Origin of the sequence: Comamonas thiooxydans, assembly GCF_000964545.1 — a bacterium.
Lineage (GTDB): Bacteria > Pseudomonadota > Gammaproteobacteria > Burkholderiales > Burkholderiaceae_C > Comamonas > Comamonas thiooxydans.
On the sequence record NZ_BBVD01000004.1, the window covers coordinates 283,746 to 302,332 of the forward strand.

Consider the following 18,587-nt stretch of genomic DNA (forward strand, 5'->3'; position numbering starts at 1 on the left):
CTTGGAAAAGGCACCGGCACGGATTTTCGCAATAGCTTTACCCGCCCAACATTTGCACCCAGCAGTTCATGGCACGAGTACCGTGGCCCCCACAGTCTTGCGCGCTTCCAATGCGCGATGGGCTTGTGCTGCCTCGGCCAAGGCAAACTCCTGCTGCGGCTCGCTCACGATGCGCCCCGCCAGCACGTGCTCGAACAGCTCTGCAGCCATCTCCAGCATATGTGAGCGGGGCTGGATGTAATGCATCATGGCCGGCCGGGTCATCCAGATCGAGCCTTTGGCGGCCAGCAGCGATGAGTCCACCACCACGGAGCCGGAAGAGGTTCCGTTGCTGACCAGCGAGCCACGTGGCTGCAGGCAATCGAGCGAGTCCATCAGTGTGTCCTTGCCTACCGAGTCGTAAACCACGGGAACGCCCTTGCCTGCCGTGATTTCCTTCACTCGCTCGACGATGTTTTCACGCGAAGTCACAATGGTGTGCGCGCATCCGTTCGCCCTGGCCAGTTCGGCCTTCTCATCCGTGCTGACCGTACCAATCATGTTGACCCCCATGGCGCGGGCCCACTGACAGGCAATCAGGCCTACGCCTCCGGCAGCTGCGTGATAGAGAATGGTTTCACCGCCCTGCAGCGGATAGACCTGACGGAACAGATACTGGGCCGTCATGCCTTTCATCATGAGTGTGGCTGCCGTACGGTCTGAAATTCCGTCGGGCAACGGAATCAGCACTTCTGCAGGCATCACACGCGCCTGTGCATAAGCGCCTTGCGGACCGATCAGATAGCCAACGCGGTCACCCACCCGGATATCCGTCACACCCGTTCCGACGGCCTCGACCACTCCGACGGCATCCGAGCCCAGCCCGTTGGGCAAGGCCAACGGATAACGCCCGGAGCGGAAGTACACATCGATGAAGTTGAGCGCGATATAGCTATGCCGCACGCGCGCCTGGCCTGGGCCGGGGTCTCCCACGGCAACGTTTTCCAGTCGCAGGACTTCTGGACCGCCAGTCTCGTAAAAGCGAATGGCCTGAGTCATGAAATGCTCCTGTATCTATTGAGGTGCAGCAAGCGCTGCAAAGCAAAAGTCCGGGCATCCTCAGTCGCAGACATGCCCGGGCCGATTGACGAGCCGATTCAGTTCAGCTTGATGCCGAAATTCCTGACGATCTCGCCATTGCGCTGGTATTCAGCCTGCAGATCGGTAGACAACTGCTCCAGAGTGCGCTCCTGGCGAATCGGCTCAAAGCCTGTGGCCGCATAACGTGCCTGCACCGCCTGGCTGGCGTTGACCTTTTGCAGCGTGGCATTGATCTTCTCCAGCAACGGCTGCGGCGTCTTTGCCGAAGCAAACACACCGGCCCAGTTGCTGAAATCAAGCTCCGGATAACCGACCTCGGCCATCGTCGGTACATTGGGAAAATCGGACAAGCGGCTCTTGTAAGCAACGGCCAACAGCTTGACCTTGCCGCTGGGAACCAGCGGCTTGGTGGTCACGGAGCCGTCGAACATCAGCGGAATCTGATTGCCCATGATTTGTGCCAGTGCCGGTGCCGAGCCTGGAAACGGCACATGCTGCATGTCCAGCCCCGCCTTCTGATTCAAGATCGCCCCTGCGTACTGCGATGCCGTCCCCTGGCTGTAGGAGGCAAAGGACAGCTGACCCGGATGGGCCTTGATATAGGCAATAGCCTCCTTGGCATCCTTGGCAGGGAACTGAGGCGAAGCAATGAAGACCATGACGGAGCGGGCCATCTGCGAGACGGGTCTGACATCCTTCATGGCATCAAAGCCCCCCTTGAGCACATGCGGAACCTCGGTCAGGATATTGGTCACCGTCACCAGCAGGGTATTGCCGTCTGAGGGCTGGGACAGCATGTATTTCACCGCCATGGCACCGCCGGCACCTGGGCGGTTTTCCACAATCACAGGCTGTTTGAGCTCATGCGCCAACTGATCGCTGATGATGCGAGCAAACACATCGATCGTGCCGCCGGGCGGGGCAGGAACAATGAGCTTGACGGGCTTGTCGGTGAAAGCGAAGGCGCTGCCAGTTGGCAAAGCTGCAGCCAGAGCAATGGACAGCAAGACTGGAATGCGTTGCATCGTGCGCTCCTTTGGACTCAGGCGACTTTGCGCAGAAAACCCTGCTGAGCACCGTTGCGATTCGGAGCAAAGCCGTTCCTTGCCAGGCTCTCCTCCACCGTGTCGTAGAACACGCCGATCTGGCAGATCTCGCGCGCCTGGGCAGGAGTGGCGATGGGGCGGCTGCATTCCTTGGCAATGCGCACCAACTGCTCTATCTGCTCCACCGTGCCCATTTTTCGGGTTCGGGTCTGATTCCACAGATTGTCTTCGGTGCCGCAGCGCACATGCAGGCCCATGGCAATGCCCATGAGATTGATGGGCAGCACGTTCAGCACCGAGGCTTCTACCGTGAGCACCGCACCGTCGGGCACGGCGCGCACAAAATTGGCCAGGCTGTAGACGCTGGGCTGGTCCATGCCGCCGCCGATGGCCACCCAGTTCAGCACCAGCGGACCTTTGTAGATGCCGCGACGCATCAGCCGCTCCACCGACTCGAAGCTGTTGATGTTGTAGCACTGGAAGGCACTCTGAATGCCGGCCGCACTCAGGCGACGTATATGTTCTTCGGCCCAGCCCGGCTGTGCTGGCACGGTCATTTCCTTGTAAGCATTGAACACCGCTGGGTCCTCCATCGAAGTGCCCTCGATATCCCGCACATCGAACTGCTCCAGAATGTTCATCTGCGAGGTATTGATGGTCACCGTCACCTGATCGGGCTTGGGATCCAGCTCGGCCAACATGTGGCGGGTATCGTCAGACAGCCATTTGGCGGCCGCGCCATCGGTTTCGGGTGCAAAGCTGATCGACCCGCCCACCTGGATGATCATGTCCGGGACGCGGGCACGCACGCCGGCAATCAGCTCGTTGAACTTGGAAAGCCGCTTGCTGCCGCGACCGTCGAGTTCACGCACATGCAAGTGCAGCACCTGGGCGCCGGCGTTGTAGCAGTCCACGGCTTTTTGAATCTGCTCCTCCATCGTGACGGGAATTTCGCCAGGGAAGTCCTCCGGCAGCCACGAAGGTGCATAAGGAGCTGCAGTGATGATGAGAGGCTGCTGATTTTCGGCAACCAGGTGACCGTCGAGGAAATTCATGATGGTGTCTCCGTTGTTATATGAATGCCATGCCCGCGCTCAGAGCCTTGCGTACAACTGTGCTTGCATCGCACCGCTCGGTCAGGTTCTGCGCCTTGCCACGGGCGTCTTTCGATGCTCAAAAAGTCGGTGTGCCAATGATTCCGGCGCGCTCCATCTTTCGATGGCTGGGCGGGTAGTCCATCACCGCGTAATGCTGTGTCGCGCGGTTGTCCCAGATGGCGATGCTGTCGGGCTCCCAGCGCCAGCGGACCTGGTACTCGGGGATCGCGGCCTGGCTGATCAAGAACTGCAGCAGACTGGATGAGCCCTGGGTGAAGTCCTGACCCACACGCACATTGGTGGGCGTGTGGAAGTTCGTGAAATGAGTGGTGAAGCCGCTGACAAACAGCACTTTTTCACCGGTTTCCGGATGTGTACGAACCACCGGGTGCTCCGCATCCGGAAACTGCGCCTTGAGAGCCAGACGCTTCTGCGCAGGCATGGCGGCGCCAAAGGTGCACTCGATGCTGTGGCGTGCCCGCAGCGGGGCTATCACGTCCTTGATATGCGATGGAAGCATCTCGTAAGCCAGCGCCATATTGGCCCACATGGTGTCGCCGCCGACCGGCGGACATTCGACGCAGCGCAGCACGCAGCCCATGGGCGGCACCTCGCGCCAGGTGGCATCGCAATGCCAGGAGTTTTCATACCGGTCCAGCGGCTTGTCCGGCGTCTTGTAGATCTGCACCAGCCCGGGATGCTCGGGGTCGCTGCCGACCACCGGGTGGTCCTCCAGCTCGCCAAAACGCCGGGCAAAACCGACATGCTCGGCGCGACTGATACTCTGGCGGCGCAAGAACAGCACCTTGTGCTTGAGCAAGGCCGTCTTGATCTCTGCGAAAAGCCCATCATCGCGCAGCGCATCCACCAGTTGCACATCGACCAACTCCGCGCCTATGGCACAGGTCAGAGGGTTTATCTGCATCACTGTCTCCTACACTTTTTTGAACCCAGGCTTGTTGCTAGTCTCTGCCGCCCGGTAAGTCCACTGTAGAAAACCTGTGTCACATAGGTTGTGCATTTCATGCCGCACGCTATGCATCTCATGCCAGAATTTCTCCGACTTTTTGCGTGGAGCAGTCATGGTCACTTTTGTGCGCGCGGCATCTCTGACGAATTTCTCGGAACTATTCAGCGAACTGGGAGGAGACCCTGATGCGGCATTGCGTCGTGCCGGCCTGCGCCCAGCCGTGGTGCGCGAGCAGGATCAGCTGATCGATGCGCTGACGGCCGGGCGCCTGCTGGAAGAAGCTGCAAGCATCACGGGTTGCGAAAACTTCGGGCTGCGCATGGCGCAATCGCGGCAGGTTTCAAACTTCGGTGTCGTCAGCCTTTTGTTGCTGCACCAGCCCACATTGCGCAAGGTGCTGAGCACGCTGATCGAGCATGTGCACATGCTCAATGAGTCGCTGGTGATTCATATGGACGACGCCAATGGCGTCGTGGTGCTGCGCGAAGAGCTCACCCTGCCGGATGCATTGCCGCAATCCATGGAGCTGGCAATCGGCGTGCTGTTTCGCACCTGCAACCTGCTGCTGCATGAGCAATGGCGCCCGCTGCGGGTCTGCTTCAGCCACCCCGCGCCCGGCGACACCGGCCTGCACAAGCAGATGTTTCGTTGCCGCGTGGAGTTTGATGCGGACTTCAACGGCATTGTGTTTCGCACCGAGGACCTGGATGCTCCCAACCCCTTGGCCGACCCGGTTCTGGTGCGCTATGCCAAGACCATGGTGGACACCACGCAGCAGGGCCGTCAGGCCTCCATCGGCCAGCAGGTGCGCAAGGCCATCTATCTCATGCTGCCCTCGGGCAATGCCACCTGCATCTGCGTGGCCCAAGGCCTGGGGCGCAGCGTACGGACCCTGCAGCGCGAGCTTGACGGTGAAGGCCTGAGCTTTACCGACCTGCTGCAGGGAGTTCGCGCGGATCTTGCCCAGCGCTATGTGCGCAACCCTGACTACCCTGTAGGCCAGATCGCCTCCATGCTGGGCTACAACAGCCACAGTGCCTTCACACGCTGGTTCAGCACGCTCTTTGGCTGCCCGCCTGAGGTCTGGCGTGAAAGAAATCGTCCACCCAACGCGCAACGGCGGGCGCCAGCCTTCAGCCGCGCGTAGGCTGGTCCAGCCAGCGCTGGGCCAGCTTGACCCAGAAGGTCGCACCCAGCGGAATCAGCGCATCGTTGAAGTCGTAGCTGGGGTTGTGCAAGGTACAGGGGCCACCGCCATGCCCGAGGGCGCGATGATCACCATCGCCGTTGGCGATAAAGCAGTAGGCACCGGGCTTTTCCAGCAGCATGAAGGCGAAGTCCTCGGCCCCCATGGATGGCTCTTGCGGCACCACACCGGCATCGCCCAGAATCTCGCGCATCACGGCCTGGGCAAACTCGGCCTCGGGGGCGGTGTTGATGGTGGGCGGGTAGTTGCGCACGAACTCGAACGTGCATTGCGTGCCATGCGCCGCACAGACGGCCTCGCTGATCTGCTGCATGCGCTGCTCGATGAGGTCCAGCACCTCCAGCGTGAAGGTACGCACCGTGCCCTGCAGCTCCACGCTGTCCGGCACGACGTTGGTAGCCTCGCCGGCATGAACCATGGTGACCGACACCACGCCCGCCTCAATGGGCTTGACGTTACGGCTGACGATGGTCTGGAAAGCCATGATGAGCTGTGCCGCCACGGGTACCGGGTCCACCACCATATGCGGCATGGCCGCGTGGCCGCCCTTGCCGCGCACCACGATCCTGAATTCGTTGCTGGATGCCATGGCGGGCCCCGCACCCACGGCCATGGTGCCGGCCTTCATGCCCGGCCAGTTGTGCATGCCAAACACAGCCTGCATGGGGAACTGCTCGAACAGTCCGTCGTTGACCATCTCGCGGGCACCGCCACCGCCTTCCTCGGCAGGCTGGAAGATGGTGTAGACCGTGCCCTCGAAGCTGTCGCGATGTGCGGCCAGATATTGCGCCGCCGCCAGCAACATGGCCGTGTGGCCGTCGTGACCGCAGGCATGCATCTTGCCCGCATGGCGGCTGGCATGGTCAAAGGTGTTGAACTCCTGCATGGGCAGGGCATCCATATCGGCGCGCAGGCCGATGGCTCGGCCGCTACTGCCGCCGTCACGACCGTGGATGATGCCCACCACACCGGTCTTTCCCAGACCACGATGGATTGCTATGCCCCATTGCTCCAGCTTCGCCGCGACCAGATCCGAGGTCCGTATTTCCTCGAAACACAGCTCGGGGTGGGCGTGGATATCGCGACGCAGCGCGGCAATGTCAGGGGCGCTTGCTTGAAGTTCGGGCAGCAGGGCCATGCGCTCTCTCCTTGGGGTCATCAATGGCAAAGATGCCATGATGACCCAAAGCGGGAGAGCTTGCGCCCTGCGCGCCTCAAAGCCTCACACCCGGACCTTTCCGTCGCCCGTGAGCATGGACAGCTCCACAAAACGCGGCTTGCCCGCCTGCGCACGGAAAGCGATGGGAAAGCCCGCAACCTGCTGGCCATTCATCGCCTCCAGTGCCGCCACCAGGCCATCGCGCTGCAGGCGACCTGCGGCAGAGGCAGATTTCAGCGCTTCGCTCACGACACGGGCAGCCAGATAGCCTTCCATGCTGGAGTAATCGGGCTGCAGCGAAGCGCCTCCTTTCTGCAGCGCGGCCTGAAACTCACGCGCCAGTGGATGCGAGGTCTTGAAGGGCGAGGGCACGACCTGGGTGACCACCACGCCCTCGGCCTCCTTGCCAAGGGCCTGCGCCAGTGCAGAAGTTCCCACGAACGACACGTTGTAGAACTGACCGCCATAGCCTGCCTGGCGTGCCGCTCGCACAAAGGCAGCGCTGGCCGCATAGGTGCCGACCTGCACGATGACATCGGCACCCAGCGGCACCAGAGTCTTGACGGCCTTGGCCACATCCTGGGAGTTGCGCTCCACCGTCGCGGCCCCCACGGGTTTGAGGCCATGGCCTTGCAGCGCCTGCATCACCCCCTCGAGACCTGACTGACCATAGGCGTCGTTCTGATGAAACACCGCGATCTTCTTGAGGCCCAAAGAAACCAGCTGTCTGACCATGAGCGCGGTTTCATCGGCATAGGAGGCGCGCAGATTGAAGACCGTCTGGGCCAGCTTGGGATCGCGCAGGCCGGCGCCCCCCGTCAGTGGAGCAATCAGCGGCAGCTTGGCCTTCTGCAGCAAAGGCAGTGACGCCATGCTGGTGGGCGTGCCCAGATAGCCAAACAAGGCCATCACATCATCGGCAATGAATTTTTGGGTATTGGCCACGCAGCGCTCTGGCTCATAGCCATCGTCCAGCGTGCGCAGCTCCACCTGGCAGCGGCCGATGCCGCCCTGGGCATTGAGCTGATCGAAATACAGCTTGGCGCCCTGCACAAACTGCATACCCAGCTGCGCTGAAGGACCGCTCAGCGCACAGGACTGCCCAAGCACAATGGGCCCGCTCGAATCCTGGGCATGACTTGCGCCGATCCAGCTCCCGGCTGCCACAGCTGCGCCAGCAGTCATGAATTGACGACGATTCCACTCCACTCGCTTGTACTGCATTGCTCTTGATCTCTCTACGGGCTACTCATTGCTACGGGCTGGATCGGCCCGTTTCTGGGGTCTTGCATCTCAGGTTTCTTGACATGGATGCGCGCCGCATAATAGGCCCACAAAACGGTCTTCAGCCGCAAACCGGTCCAGATTTTTCGAGCCCACGACATGCCTCATATCGTTCAAGTACGCGGCGCCTGCCCGCATGACTGCCCGGACACCTGCGCTCTGGTCACCACGGTGATCGATGGCACGGCCACCAAGGTGCAAGGCAATGCAGAGCACGCTCACACGGGCGGCGTGCTCTGCGCCAAGGTCAGCAAGTACACCGAGCGCACCTACCACGCCGGGCGAGTACTGCAGCCGCTCAAGCGCAGCGGCCCCAAAGGCAGCGGCCAGTTCACCCCCGTGAGCTGGGAAGAAGCCCTGAGCGATATTGCCCAGCGCCTGCACGGGATTGCCCGGCGCGCGCCCGAAGCCATACTGCCCTACAGCTATGCCGGCACCATGGGACTGGTGCAGAGCGAGAGCATGGACCGACGGTTTTTTCACCAGTTGGGCTCCAGCCTGCTGGATCGCACCATCTGCGCCAGTGCCGGCAGCGAGGCGCTGACCGCTACCTATGGCGGCAAGCTGGGCATGCGTGTGGAGTTCTTTGCCGAAAGCAAGCTGATCCTGATCTGGGGCAGCAACAGCATTGCCAGCAATCTTCATTTCTGGCGCTATGCACAGGAAGCCAAGCGCCAGGGCGCCAAGCTGATCTGCATAGACCCGCGCAAGAGCGAGACCGCCGACAAATGCCAGGAACACCTGCAACTGCTGCCCGGCACCGATGCGGCACTGGCATTGGCGCTGATGCACGAGCTGATCGTGCACGACTGGCTGGACCACGACTACATCGCCCAACACACCCTCGGCTGGGAGGCACTCAGGGCCAGAGCATTGCAATGGCCACCCGAACGCGCGGCCAGTGTCTGTGGCCTGAGCGTGGAACAGATTCAGTCCTTGGCACGTGATTACGGCACGACCAGACCAGCGGCCATTCGCCTCAATTACGGTATGCAGCGGGCGCGCGGCGGCGGCAATGCCGTGCGCGCCGTGGCCTGTTTGCCGGCTCTTGCCGGCGCCTGGCGCCACCGTGCTGGCGGGCTGCTGCTGTCCGCCTCGGGGGTCTCGCCGTTCAAGCGCGCAGATCTGCAAATGCCCCAGCTGCTGGGCGAGCGTCGCCCACGCACGCTGAACATGAGCCAGATTGGCGATGTGCTGCTGCATGGGGGCGATGCCGGCTTCGGCCCCAAGGTGGAAGCCGTCGTGGTCTATAACAGCAATCCCGTGGCGGTGGCGCCAGAGTCGGCCAAGGTGGCTGCGGGCTTTGCGCGCGAAGATCTGTTCACCGTGGTGCTTGAGCATTTCTTGACCGACACCGCAGACCATGCCGATTATGTGCTGCCCGCCACCACGCAGCTAGAGCATTGGGACGTCCACGGCAGCTACGGCCATACCGATGTGCTGCTGAATCGCCCCGCGATCGAGCCCCAGGGCCAGGCACGCAGCAACGCGCAGATCTTTCGCGATCTGGCCATGCATATGGCCCGGCTGGACCCCGCTTTTGCTGCGGCATGTTTCTCGGAGTCCGACGAAGCTCTATGCCGTGCAGCAGTTACACATACTGCGATTGATTTCGACGACCTTCTGCAACGGGGCTTTGCCCATATTCCGCTGCCCGATGCGCCATTTGCCGAAGGTGGCTTTGCCACGCCTTCGGGCAAATGCGAATTCGACAACCCAGCCCTGGCGCGGCTGGGCATCAACACCCTGCCCGACTACCTGCCCAATTACGAGCCGCCCACGGCCGCCTACCCGCTGGCCATGATCTCGCCGCCGGCACGCAACTTCCTCAACAGCAGCTTTGCCAATATAGCCAGTCTGTCCCGCATGGAAGAGCGCCCGCTGCTGGAGATGCACCCCGATGACGCAGCTGCGCGCGGCATTGCCGACGGTGACCGGTTACGCGTCTTCAACCAGCGCGGCGAGCATGTCTGCCACGCCGCCGTCAACGGCCGCGCTCGCGCCGGCGTGGTGGTGGGCCTGGGCATCTGGTGGCGCAAGCAGGGAGCCAACGGAACGAATGTGAACGAGCTGACGCATCAGCAGCTCACCGATATTGGCCGAGCGCCCTGCTTCTACGACTGCGCGGTACAGGTGGAAAAGTTCAAGGAGTTGTCAGCCTGACACCGCTGCATTGTGGTTGACCATGAGCAGGGCCACGGCGCGAGCAACCATAATGCAGACACTCAATGAATATGCGGCCGGGGTCTGAGCCTGTCAGAGCACACAGGTACAGCGCAGAGCCGCCCTGCTCTCGCGACATCATCTGTGAAGAAATCTCTCCCCTGGCACCGCCGGCTTGCGCCTAACCGGCTTGATTTGCGTCGACTGATCCTGGTCCTGACCATCTGCAGCGCGCTGATCCCGTTTCTCAACACCTTCTATGCCGGCTATCTGGTGCAGCGCCAGCAGCTGATAGACAACACGCTCGAAGGTCACCATGCCTATGCGACCAAGCTGGCGCAGAGCACGGATGATTTTCTGCAGTCCGCCCTGCAGCAGCTGGAATACAGCGCCAATCTGATGGGCGCGCACATGGATGACGTGGACTATCTGGCCAAGGAGGCCACACGTCTGCGCCTGCAAACCAAGAGCTTCAACTCCGTCACCATCATCGACCCAACGGGCTATGTGCTGGCGACATCGCCCGAAACCCTGCAGATCAAGGGCAAGACGCTGCAAAGCGCCGGAGTGACACAGACATTGAGCACTCGCGGGCCCGTCATCAGCCAGCCCTATATGTCCACGGCCGGCAACTACATCGTCTTTGTCTCGCAGCCCATTTTCGACCCTCAGGGCGAATTCCTGGGAGCGGTAGGCGGCAGCATCTACCTCAAGGAAGACAGCATCCTCGACACCCTGCTGGGCTCGCACTTCTACCAGGATGGCACCTATGTCTATGTGGTGGACCAGAACAAGCACATCATCTATCACCCCGACAACCACCGTATCGGCGATCAGGTGATCAACAACGATGTCATCAACGCCGTGATCCGAGGCGAGTCGGGTACGGCGCCAGTCGTCAACAGCAAGGGAGTGGAAATGCTGGCCGGCTATGCCGTCATCCATGCCTCGGGATGGGGCATTGTGGCCCAGCGCCCCAAGGCGGCCACGCTGGCCCCGCTCAACAAGCTGATGCGCTCCGTGCTCTACAAGACCCTGCCCATCGCCCTGCTGATGCTGGTGGTCATCTGGTGGAGCGCGCGCCGCATTGCCAGCCCGCTGCGCCAGCTCGCCAATGGCGCTCACGATATGGACAAGCCCGAGACGGCGCAGAACATCCAGGCCGTCAAGTCCTGGTACTTCGAGTCCTACGAACTCAAGAAAGCCATGCTCAAGGGCCTGGGCCTGCTGCAACGCAATATCACCAAGCTGCGCGAGGACGTGAACACCGATCCGTTGACCGGGCTGGGCAATCGCCGCCATCTGGAGGCAGCCATCAGCGCCTTTCAGACGCAAGCGCTGCCGTTCTCGGTGATTGCCATCGACATCGACCACTTCAAGCATATCAACGACGGTTTTGGCCACGACACAGGCGACGAGGTACTCAGACAGCTCGCACGCACCATGCGCGAGGTCTCGCGTGTCGATGACCTGCCCTGCCGCGTGGGTGGCGAGGAGTTTCTGCTGCTGCTGCCCGGCACGGGGCTGGAGGCCGCCGCCCATGCCGCCGAGCGCCTGCGTCAGCTGGTCGAGAAAATGGAGATACCGCCAGTGGGCCATATCACCATCTCGCTGGGCGTGGCCCACTGGCCCGACAGCGATCCCGATATCAAGGCCGTCTTCCAGCAGGCCGATGCCATGCTCTATGCCGCCAAGCGGGGTGGACGCAATCGTGTCATGGTCAGTAAGGCCTGCGAGCCTCCCAGCGAGCTCTGAGCCCGGCAGCACCGTAGTTCCGCTCCCACACTCAAGGCGTATCCGCTGTCACAGCCGATACGCTTTTTTTGCAGCTTATTGTGTGACTCCGTTGCACCAATTTGGCCAATGACGCTTCAAATTAGTGAGCTTGCACCACAAGCGTTAAAAGGATTGAGCGCAAATTGATCTGAATTCCATAACAAGTAACTGATTTCATTGAACTAATGCCTTGAGCCCTCTGACCTGGCACAGCTCTTGCTGAAAACCCTTGCCCCGCAACCCCGGATGGACAGCGGAATACACAACAGCAAAGGAATTTCAGATGCCAGAGCCAAGCAAGCATGTCAGTCGCAGACAACTGCTCTCGATGATCGGAAAGGTCGCGGGCGGCAGTGCCATGTACCAAGCCATGAGTTCACTGGGCTACGCCGCCGAGTCGCATTACAGCGGTCCGGTCAAGCTCGGCAACGCCAGACCTGGCGCGTCGGTTCTGGTGCTGGGCGCGGGCCTGGCAGGCATGGTGGCAGCCCACGAGTTGCGCGCGGCGGGTTACAAGGTGCAGTTGCTTGAATACCAGAGTCGCGCCGGCGGCCGCTGCTGGACGCTGCGCAGCGGCGATGAGTTCAGCGAACTCGACGGTACACGCCAGAAAGTGGGCTTTGCCAAGGGCAACTACTTCAACCCCGGCCCCTGGCGCGTGCCCTACCACCACCATGCGATGCTGGACTACTACAAGCGCTTCGGCATCAAGCTCGAAGCCTTTAACCAGGTCAACTACAACGCCTATCTGCACAACAGCAAGGCCCTGGCTGGCAAGCCCCAGCGCTTTCGCCATGTGCAGACCGATGTCTACGGTCATGTGGCCGAGCTGCTGTCCAAGGCTACCAATCAGGGCGCGCTGGACCAGAGCGTCAGCCGGGAAGACAAGGAACGCCTGCTGGAGAGCCTCAAGGCCTGGGGCGTGCTGGACAAGGAGTACCGCTACCGCGCCAGCAATGCGGTCAGCGATTTCCGTGGCTACGACATCGACCCCGGCGGCGGCCTGATGGCGCAGGCCAAACCGTCGACGCCCATGGGCCTGCACGAGCTGCTCGAATCCAATTTGTGGCGCCAGATGGGCGTGGGTAATATCTACGAATTCCACAGCGCCATCTTCCAGCCCGAAGGCGGCATGGACATGCTGGCCCAGGCCATGGCGCGCGATCTGGGCTCGGCCATACGCTACAACGCCAAGGTCACCAAGATCGCCCAGAACGACAAGGGCGTGACCGTGGACTATGTGGACGCCCTCAAGCCCGGCGCCACACTGCAGGCCCGCGCCGACTGGTGCGTGTGCACGATTCCGCTGTCCATCCTGAGCCAGATCGAAGTGCAGGCCAGCAGCGCCATGCAAAACGCGATTGCTGCCGTGCCCTACGGCAGCTCCATGAAGGTCGGTCTGGAGTTCAAGCGCCGCTTCTGGGAAGAGGACGAGCGCATCTACGGCGGCATCAGCTACACCGATCTGCCGATTCAGCAGATCTCCTACCCCTCCACCGGCTATATGGGCAACGGCCCCGCCGTGCTGCTGGGCGCCTATGCCTTCGAGAACTCCAACAGCTACCGCTTCTCCTCGCTCAAGCCGGCCGAGCGCATTCGTCTGGCGCTGGAGTACGGCGCGCAGATTCATCCGCAGTACAAGCAGGAGTTCCTCAACGGTGTGTCGGTAGCCTGGCATCGCATGCCCTGGATCAACGGCTGCTTCGGCAACTGGACCGATGCGCTGCGCGAGCAGCACTACAAGGATCTGGCCCAGATCGACGGTCGCCTAGTGCTCGCGGGCGAGCATGTCTCGTACATCCCCGCCTGGCAGGAAGGTGCCGTGCTGTCTTCGCTGGACGCCATCCAGCGTCTGCACGCCAAGGCCTCCAGCCTCTGATCGCCCATGTCTGCAACAAGGAACTTCACCATGCACACATTGCACCGTCTTTGCTCCGCTTTCGCCCTGGCCCTGGGTCTCTCCGGCGCCGTCCTGGCCCAATCACAGGGCATGAAAACCCAGGATGTGAAAAACCTGCAAACGCTGCAGTCTGCCGCCGTTCTTTCCATCTCGCCCGCCGATACCCAGGCGCTGATGCAGAACTTCTCTGCGGTCCGTCCACGCTTCAGCCAGAGCGGCGGAGAGACCCTGTACCAGGCCATCTGCCAGGGATGCCACATGGTCAAGGGCGAAGGCGCCAAGGGCGCCGGCTTCTACCCCGCGCTGGCCTCCAACCCCAAGCTGGCAGCCGCCGCCTACCCGACCTCGGTCGTCATGAACGGCCTGCACGGCATGCCATCCTTTGCCAGCAAGCTGTCCGACGAGCAGATTGCCGACGTCGTGAACTATGTGCGCAGCAACTTCGGCAATCAGTACCCGGACAAGCTGTCTGCCGCCGACGTCAAACCCTTTCGCGTCACCCCATAAATCCATTCAGGAGATCACATGAACGTTCCATCCATCTTCAAGACCGCCACCACCGCCGCCCTGCTGGGCGCTGCAGTCCTGCTCACCGGCTGCGCAGCCACCACCTCCGGCGGTGGCGATGTCCTGCGTTACAAGACACCGGGCTCGACCTTTCCCATCGCCGCAGCCGTGGAAATTCCCACCGATGCCCGCACTGTCTACCTCTCGGGCAAGGTGCCGCCCGTGGTGGACAAATCCAAGCCCGCCACTGATCCTGCTGCCTATGGCGGCGACACTGAAGGCCAGACCATGGCCATCCTCAAGGGCCTGGAAGAGCAGCTCAAGAGCATGAATCTCGGCATGAGCGATGTGGTGAAGATGCAGGTCTTCCTGGTGGCCGACCCCGCCAAGGGCAACAAGATGGACTTTGCCGGCTTCATGCGTGGCTACACCCAGTTCTTTGGCACGGCTACCCAGCCCAACCTGCCCGCACGCTCGGCCTTCCAGATTGCAGCCCTGGCCAACCCGGCCTGGTATGTGGAAATCGAGGTCGTGGCAGTGCGTGCCGCCAAGCCCGCCAAGTAAGTGATGCACCGACCTCTGCTCCAGCCCCTGGAAAAATAAACCGGGTCGCATTCATCGCCTGTCCCGTCAGCGATGAATGCCGATTCCAGCGCCGCTCATTGGGCGGGGGAACCCGTTCCCTGCTGGGCGCTGCGCGCATCCAGGGCCAGGAAATGGTGAACCAGGGGCCTGTCCGGCCCCTGGTGGTAGCGCAAAGCGGCGGCCTGCAGATCGGCATCGGCCTTGGACACACGACCATGCTGGCGCAAGTGCTCAGCCCAGGATTCAACCAGGAACCACTCAATCACTCGACCGGGCTCGCCGGTGTGTTCGGCCACGCCCCAGGCATAAGCCCCATCGCGACGGCGCTCCTGGGCCACTTGCTGCATGGCCTGGAAAAAAGCGGCCAAATCTTCGTGGGCAATGCGGTATTCGATCTGAATCATGACCGGGCCACGATCATGAGCCACGGGTTCTGCCAGCAGGGGCTCGGGCCAGTGGTTGGACGGTTGCAGATCCGCCTCACCAGCTGGCAGCTTGACGCGGTGAAAGACCAGGGACACCAGCACCAGACCCAGGGCTCCGATCAGCAGCGTGACCGGCAGGCCCAGCTGGCCGGCAATCAGGCCCCAGCCCAGGCTGCCAAGGGCCATGGCACCGTTGAATACCATCAGGTAGATGGCAAGACCCCGGCCGCGCACCCAGTTGGGCAGCACCGCCTGGGCCACACCGTTGAGTGTGGTCAGCGCAACAATCCAGCCCAGGCCCAGCACCAGCATCAGCGCCACGGCAGCCCACTGGGGCGGCGCAAGGGTCAGCATGCCCATGACCAAGGCCGTAACCACAGAAGCCAGCAACACCAGACCGTCGGTATCGAGACGCTTGCGCAGCTTGGGCAGCAGCACGGCGCCCAGGATGGCTCCGGCGCCCACAGCGCCCAGCATCACGCCATAAAAGCCGGCCGTGCCGCCCAGCATGCGCCGCGCCACCAGGGGCAGCAGGGCCCAGACCGAGCTGGCGAACAGGAAAAACACAGCGGCGCGCAGCAACACCACATGCAGCTCGCGGCTGGCACGGGCATAGCGCACACCGGCCCGGAAGGCGCCGAAGAACTGCTCGTTGAGTGCCGAAGCCTCGGCCTTGGGACGCTTCCACCAGATGAGGGCGGCGATCACGAACACATAGCTCAGCACATCAAGGCCGTAGGCCGCCGCGGCGCCGAAGCTGGCCAGCAGCAGGCCGCCGGCAGCCGGGCCGATGGCACGGGCGATGTTGATGCCCAGGGAGTTCAGGGCCACGGCGCTCTTGAGTTCGCTGCGCGGCACCAGCTCGGGCACGATGGACTGCCAGGTCGGTCCCATGAGGGCGGCGCCAATGCCGCCCACAAAGGTCAGAGCCACCAGGTATTCCACCGTGAGGGTGTTGGTCTGGGCAAGCACCAGCAGCGTGCCGCTGACGGCGCCCAGCAACACCTGCACGCCGATGAGGAAACGACGGCGGTCCAGGATGTCGGACAGCACGCCGGCCGGGATGGCCAGCAGAAAGACTGGCAGCGTGGCCGCCGTCTGGATCAGGGCCACGGCCGTGGGGCTGGACGAGAGCTCGGTCACCATCCAGGCGCTGGCCACATCGCGCATGAAGCTGCCGATATTGCCCAGCACCGTGGCGGCCCACAGCACTGCAAAGACGGGAATGGCCAGGGGCGCGAAGCTGCCCGAGGCGGTTTTTTGGTTATCCGGCATGGGAGTCTCCTAGATCGTGCCAGGCGACGAGCAACATGCCGCCGACCAGGCCCCAGTGTTCAAAAAATGCGTTGGCAGCACGCTGGCGCTCGGCCTGCGGCGCTGCCCGGAAGCGGTCGGCCAGCAAGGCCGCCAGCACCGTGAAACCGGCGAGGGCCAGCGGCTGCACCCAGGGGGCGGTGGCTGCGGCATGCAGCGTCTCGCCCATCTCACACCGCCCAGCAGGCGCAGCCCAGGGCGCCCCAGAAGCCCTTGAGATCGGCCACGGGCAGCTTGCTGCTCCAGGCCGTGGCGTGGGCATGGCCATGCATGTTGCAGCTAATGGCGCAGCCGCAGTTTGCTGCCGCGTTGCGCATCACGGACTGCAGCGGCGCAGCCTCCTGCACACCCCAGGCGCCATAGCCCTTGAAGGTGCGCACGGGCGACCAGTCGGGCATGGCCAGGGGCGGGGCCGACTCATCGAGGTCGGCGAAGGCACCAGCGCCGTAGACCACCTTGCCGCCCACCACGGTGAGCAGGGCCGAGGTGTCGGCGATGTCGGACTCGGGGCAGGCGAAGAAATCGCGATCAGGAACGATGAGGTCGGCCAGCTGGCCCACCTGGATGCGGCCCTTCTTGCCCTGTTCGTTGCTGAACCAGGTGACGTTTTCGGTCCACATGCGCAAGGCCTGGTCGCGGGTGAGGCAATTGCGCTGAGGCGTGAGCTGCAGGCCACCCACGGTCTTGCCCGTGACGAGCCATGACAGCGAGACCCAGGGGTTGTAGCTGGCAACGCGGGTGGCGTCGGTGCCGGCAGACACGTTCACGCCTTTTTCCAGCATGCGCTTGACAGGCGGTGTGGCTTCGGCCGCAGCCGCGCCATAGCGCTCGACGAAGTATTCGCCCTGGTAGGCCATGCGGTGCTGCACGGCCACGCCTCCGCCCAGGGCCGCGATGCGGTCGATGGACTTCTCGGAGATGGTTTCGGCGTGGTCGAAGAACCAGTTCAGACCGGCCAGGGGAATGTCTTCATTGACCTTCTCGAACACATCGAGCGCGCGATCGATGGTCTCGTCGTAGGTGGCGTGCATGCGCCAGGGCCAGCGGTTCTGTGCCAGGATGCGCACCACTTCTTCGAGCTCGCCCTCCATGCCTGGCGCCAGCTCGGGCTGGGGCTGGCGGAAGTCCTCGAAGTCGGCGGCCGAGAACACCAGCATCTCGCCCGCGCCGTTGTGGCGGAAGTAGTCTGTGCCCTGCTTGTACTGCGAGGTGGAGGTCCAGCGCAGAAAGTCGTCCTTCTCTTCCTTGGGCTTTTGCGTGAACAGGTTGTAGGCCAGGCGGATGGTGAGCTGGTCGGCATCGGCCAGCTCCTGGATCACGTCGTAGTCGTCGGGGTAGTTCTGCATGCCGCCGCCAGCGTCGATGGCACCGGTCACGCCCAGCCGGTTGAGTTCGCGCATGAAGTGGCGTGTCGAGTTGAGCTGGTAGTCGCGCGGCAGCTTGGGGCCCTTGGCCAACGTGGCATAGAGTATGGAAGCATTGGGTTTGGCCAGCAGCAGGCCCGTGGGGTTGCCGGCGCTGTCGCGCAGGATCTGGCCACCGGGCGGCTCGGGCGTGTCCTTGGTGTAGCCCACGGCGCGCAGGGCAGCGGCGTTGAGCAGGGCACGGTCATACAAGTGCAGGATGAAGACCGGGGTGTCGGGTGCCACGGCATTGAGCTCGGCCAGCGTGGGCAGGCGCTTTTCCACGAACTGGTGCTCGCTGAAGCCGCCCACCACACGCACCCACTGGGGCGCAGGGGTCACGTCCACCTGGGCCTTGAGCATGGCCATGGCATCGGCCAGGCTCTTCACGCCGTCCCAGCGCAGCTCCATGTTGAAGTTCAGGCCACCACGGATCAGATGCAGGTGGTTGTCGATCAGACCCGGCAGCACGCTGCGTCCGCCCAGATCGATGCGTTTGGTCTGCGAGCCGGCCAGGAGCAGGACTTCGCGGTCGCTGCCGACGGCGCTGAAGCGCCCCTTGCTTACAGCCACGGCCGTGGCCGTGGGCTTGCTGCGGTCCAGCGTGGTGAAGCGGCCGTTGAACAGGATCAGATCGGGGGTGGAGGGCTGGGTCATGGAGGTCTCCGGTC

Annotated in this window: 15 protein-coding genes; 6 read left to right on the forward strand and 9 right to left on the reverse strand. The window is 62.7% G+C overall.

What is annotated here, in order from left to right; all coding sequences use genetic code 11:
- Nucleotides 1-66: 66 nt before the first annotated feature.
- The 4 genes from Cth01_RS06545 to Cth01_RS06560 all read right to left on the reverse strand — a co-directional run bounded on the left by Cth01_RS06545 (nt 67) and on the right by Cth01_RS06560 (nt 4,148).
- Nucleotides 67-1,038 (reverse strand): quinone oxidoreductase family protein, encoded by a 972-nt coding sequence (locus tag Cth01_RS06545; RefSeq protein WP_003068616.1) that lies wholly within the window; start codon nt 1,036-1,038, stop codon nt 67-69.
- 98 nt (nt 1,039-1,136) lie between these two features.
- On the reverse strand, nt 1,137-2,105 hold the full coding sequence (locus Cth01_RS06550; RefSeq protein ID WP_034354850.1) for a Bug family tripartite tricarboxylate transporter substrate binding protein: 969 nt from the start codon (nt 2,103-2,105) through the stop codon (nt 1,137-1,139).
- A gap of 17 nt (nt 2,106-2,122) precedes the next feature.
- The gene (locus Cth01_RS06555) at nt 2,123-3,181 is read right to left on the reverse strand and encodes a beta-keto acid cleavage family enzyme (protein ID WP_045838782.1); all 1,059 of its coding nucleotides are present in this window, start codon (nt 3,179-3,181) and stop codon (nt 2,123-2,125) included.
- 118 nt (nt 3,182-3,299) lie between these two features.
- Nucleotides 3,300-4,148 carry a TauD/TfdA dioxygenase family protein gene (locus Cth01_RS06560; protein WP_045838783.1) on the reverse strand — a complete coding sequence of 283 codons (849 nt, stop codon included), beginning with the start codon at nt 4,146-4,148 and terminating at the stop codon, nt 3,300-3,302.
- 157 nt (nt 4,149-4,305) lie between these two features.
- Between Cth01_RS06560 and Cth01_RS06565 the strand changes: the two genes are divergently transcribed.
- Complete coding sequence (locus Cth01_RS06565) at nt 4,306-5,340, forward strand: AraC family transcriptional regulator (protein WP_045838784.1); 1,035 nt, start codon at nt 4,306-4,308, stop codon at nt 5,338-5,340.
- On the opposite strand, the gene Cth01_RS06570 is transcribed toward Cth01_RS06565, so the two are convergent.
- Complete coding sequence (locus Cth01_RS06570; protein WP_034391262.1) at nt 5,327-6,538, reverse strand: M20 aminoacylase family protein; 1,212 nt, start codon at nt 6,536-6,538, stop codon at nt 5,327-5,329. The genes Cth01_RS06565 and Cth01_RS06570 overlap by 14 nt on opposite strands.
- 84 nt (nt 6,539-6,622) lie before the next feature.
- A complete protein-coding gene (locus Cth01_RS06575; RefSeq protein ID WP_045838785.1) occupies nt 6,623-7,783 on the reverse strand; it encodes an ABC transporter substrate-binding protein in 1,161 nt (386 codons plus the stop codon).
- 159 nt (nt 7,784-7,942) lie between these two features.
- On the opposite strand from Cth01_RS06575, the gene Cth01_RS06580 reads away from it, so the two are divergent.
- The 5 genes from Cth01_RS06580 to Cth01_RS06600 all read left to right on the forward strand — a co-directional run bounded on the left by Cth01_RS06580 (nt 7,943) and on the right by Cth01_RS06600 (nt 14,753).
- Nucleotides 7,943-10,006 carry a molybdopterin-containing oxidoreductase family protein gene (locus Cth01_RS06580; RefSeq protein WP_045838786.1) on the forward strand — a complete coding sequence of 688 codons (2,064 nt, stop codon included), beginning with the start codon at nt 7,943-7,945 and terminating at the stop codon, nt 10,004-10,006.
- A 195-nt stretch (nt 10,007-10,201) separates the two neighbouring features.
- Nucleotides 10,202-11,761, forward strand: coding sequence for a sensor domain-containing diguanylate cyclase (locus Cth01_RS06585; protein WP_003068601.1), 1,560 nt, complete (start codon nt 10,202-10,204; stop codon nt 11,759-11,761).
- Between the two features lie 304 nt (nt 11,762-12,065).
- Nucleotides 12,066-13,661 carry a flavin monoamine oxidase family protein gene (locus tag Cth01_RS06590; protein WP_034391271.1) on the forward strand — a complete coding sequence of 532 codons (1,596 nt, stop codon included), beginning with the start codon at nt 12,066-12,068 and terminating at the stop codon, nt 13,659-13,661.
- 30 nt (nt 13,662-13,691) lie between these two features.
- Nucleotides 13,692-14,189, forward strand: coding sequence for a c-type cytochrome (locus Cth01_RS06595; protein ID WP_034404445.1), 498 nt, complete (start codon nt 13,692-13,694; stop codon nt 14,187-14,189).
- Nucleotides 14,190-14,207: 18 nt separating this feature from the next.
- Nucleotides 14,208-14,753, forward strand: coding sequence for a RidA family protein (locus tag Cth01_RS06600; protein WP_082085641.1), 546 nt, complete (start codon nt 14,208-14,210; stop codon nt 14,751-14,753).
- Between the two features lie 95 nt (nt 14,754-14,848).
- Here Cth01_RS06600 and Cth01_RS06605 read toward each other — a convergent pair whose 3' ends face one another.
- The 3 genes from Cth01_RS06605 to Cth01_RS06615 are packed head-to-tail and all read right to left on the reverse strand — an operon-like array spanning nt 14,849 to nt 18,573.
- Complete coding sequence (locus Cth01_RS06605) at nt 14,849-16,474, reverse strand: MFS transporter (protein ID WP_045838787.1); 1,626 nt, start codon at nt 16,472-16,474, stop codon at nt 14,849-14,851.
- Nucleotides 16,464-16,682: a hypothetical protein gene (locus Cth01_RS06610; RefSeq protein ID WP_045838788.1), complete on the reverse strand. Its 219-nt coding sequence runs from the start codon at nt 16,680-16,682 to the stop codon at nt 16,464-16,466. Before Cth01_RS06610 ends, Cth01_RS06605 begins: the two co-directional genes overlap by 11 nt.
- 1 nt (nt 16,683) lies before the next feature.
- The gene (locus tag Cth01_RS06615; protein ID WP_045838789.1) at nt 16,684-18,573 is read right to left on the reverse strand and encodes an amidohydrolase; all 1,890 of its coding nucleotides are present in this window, start codon (nt 18,571-18,573) and stop codon (nt 16,684-16,686) included.
- Nucleotides 18,574-18,587 lie beyond the last annotated feature (14 nt).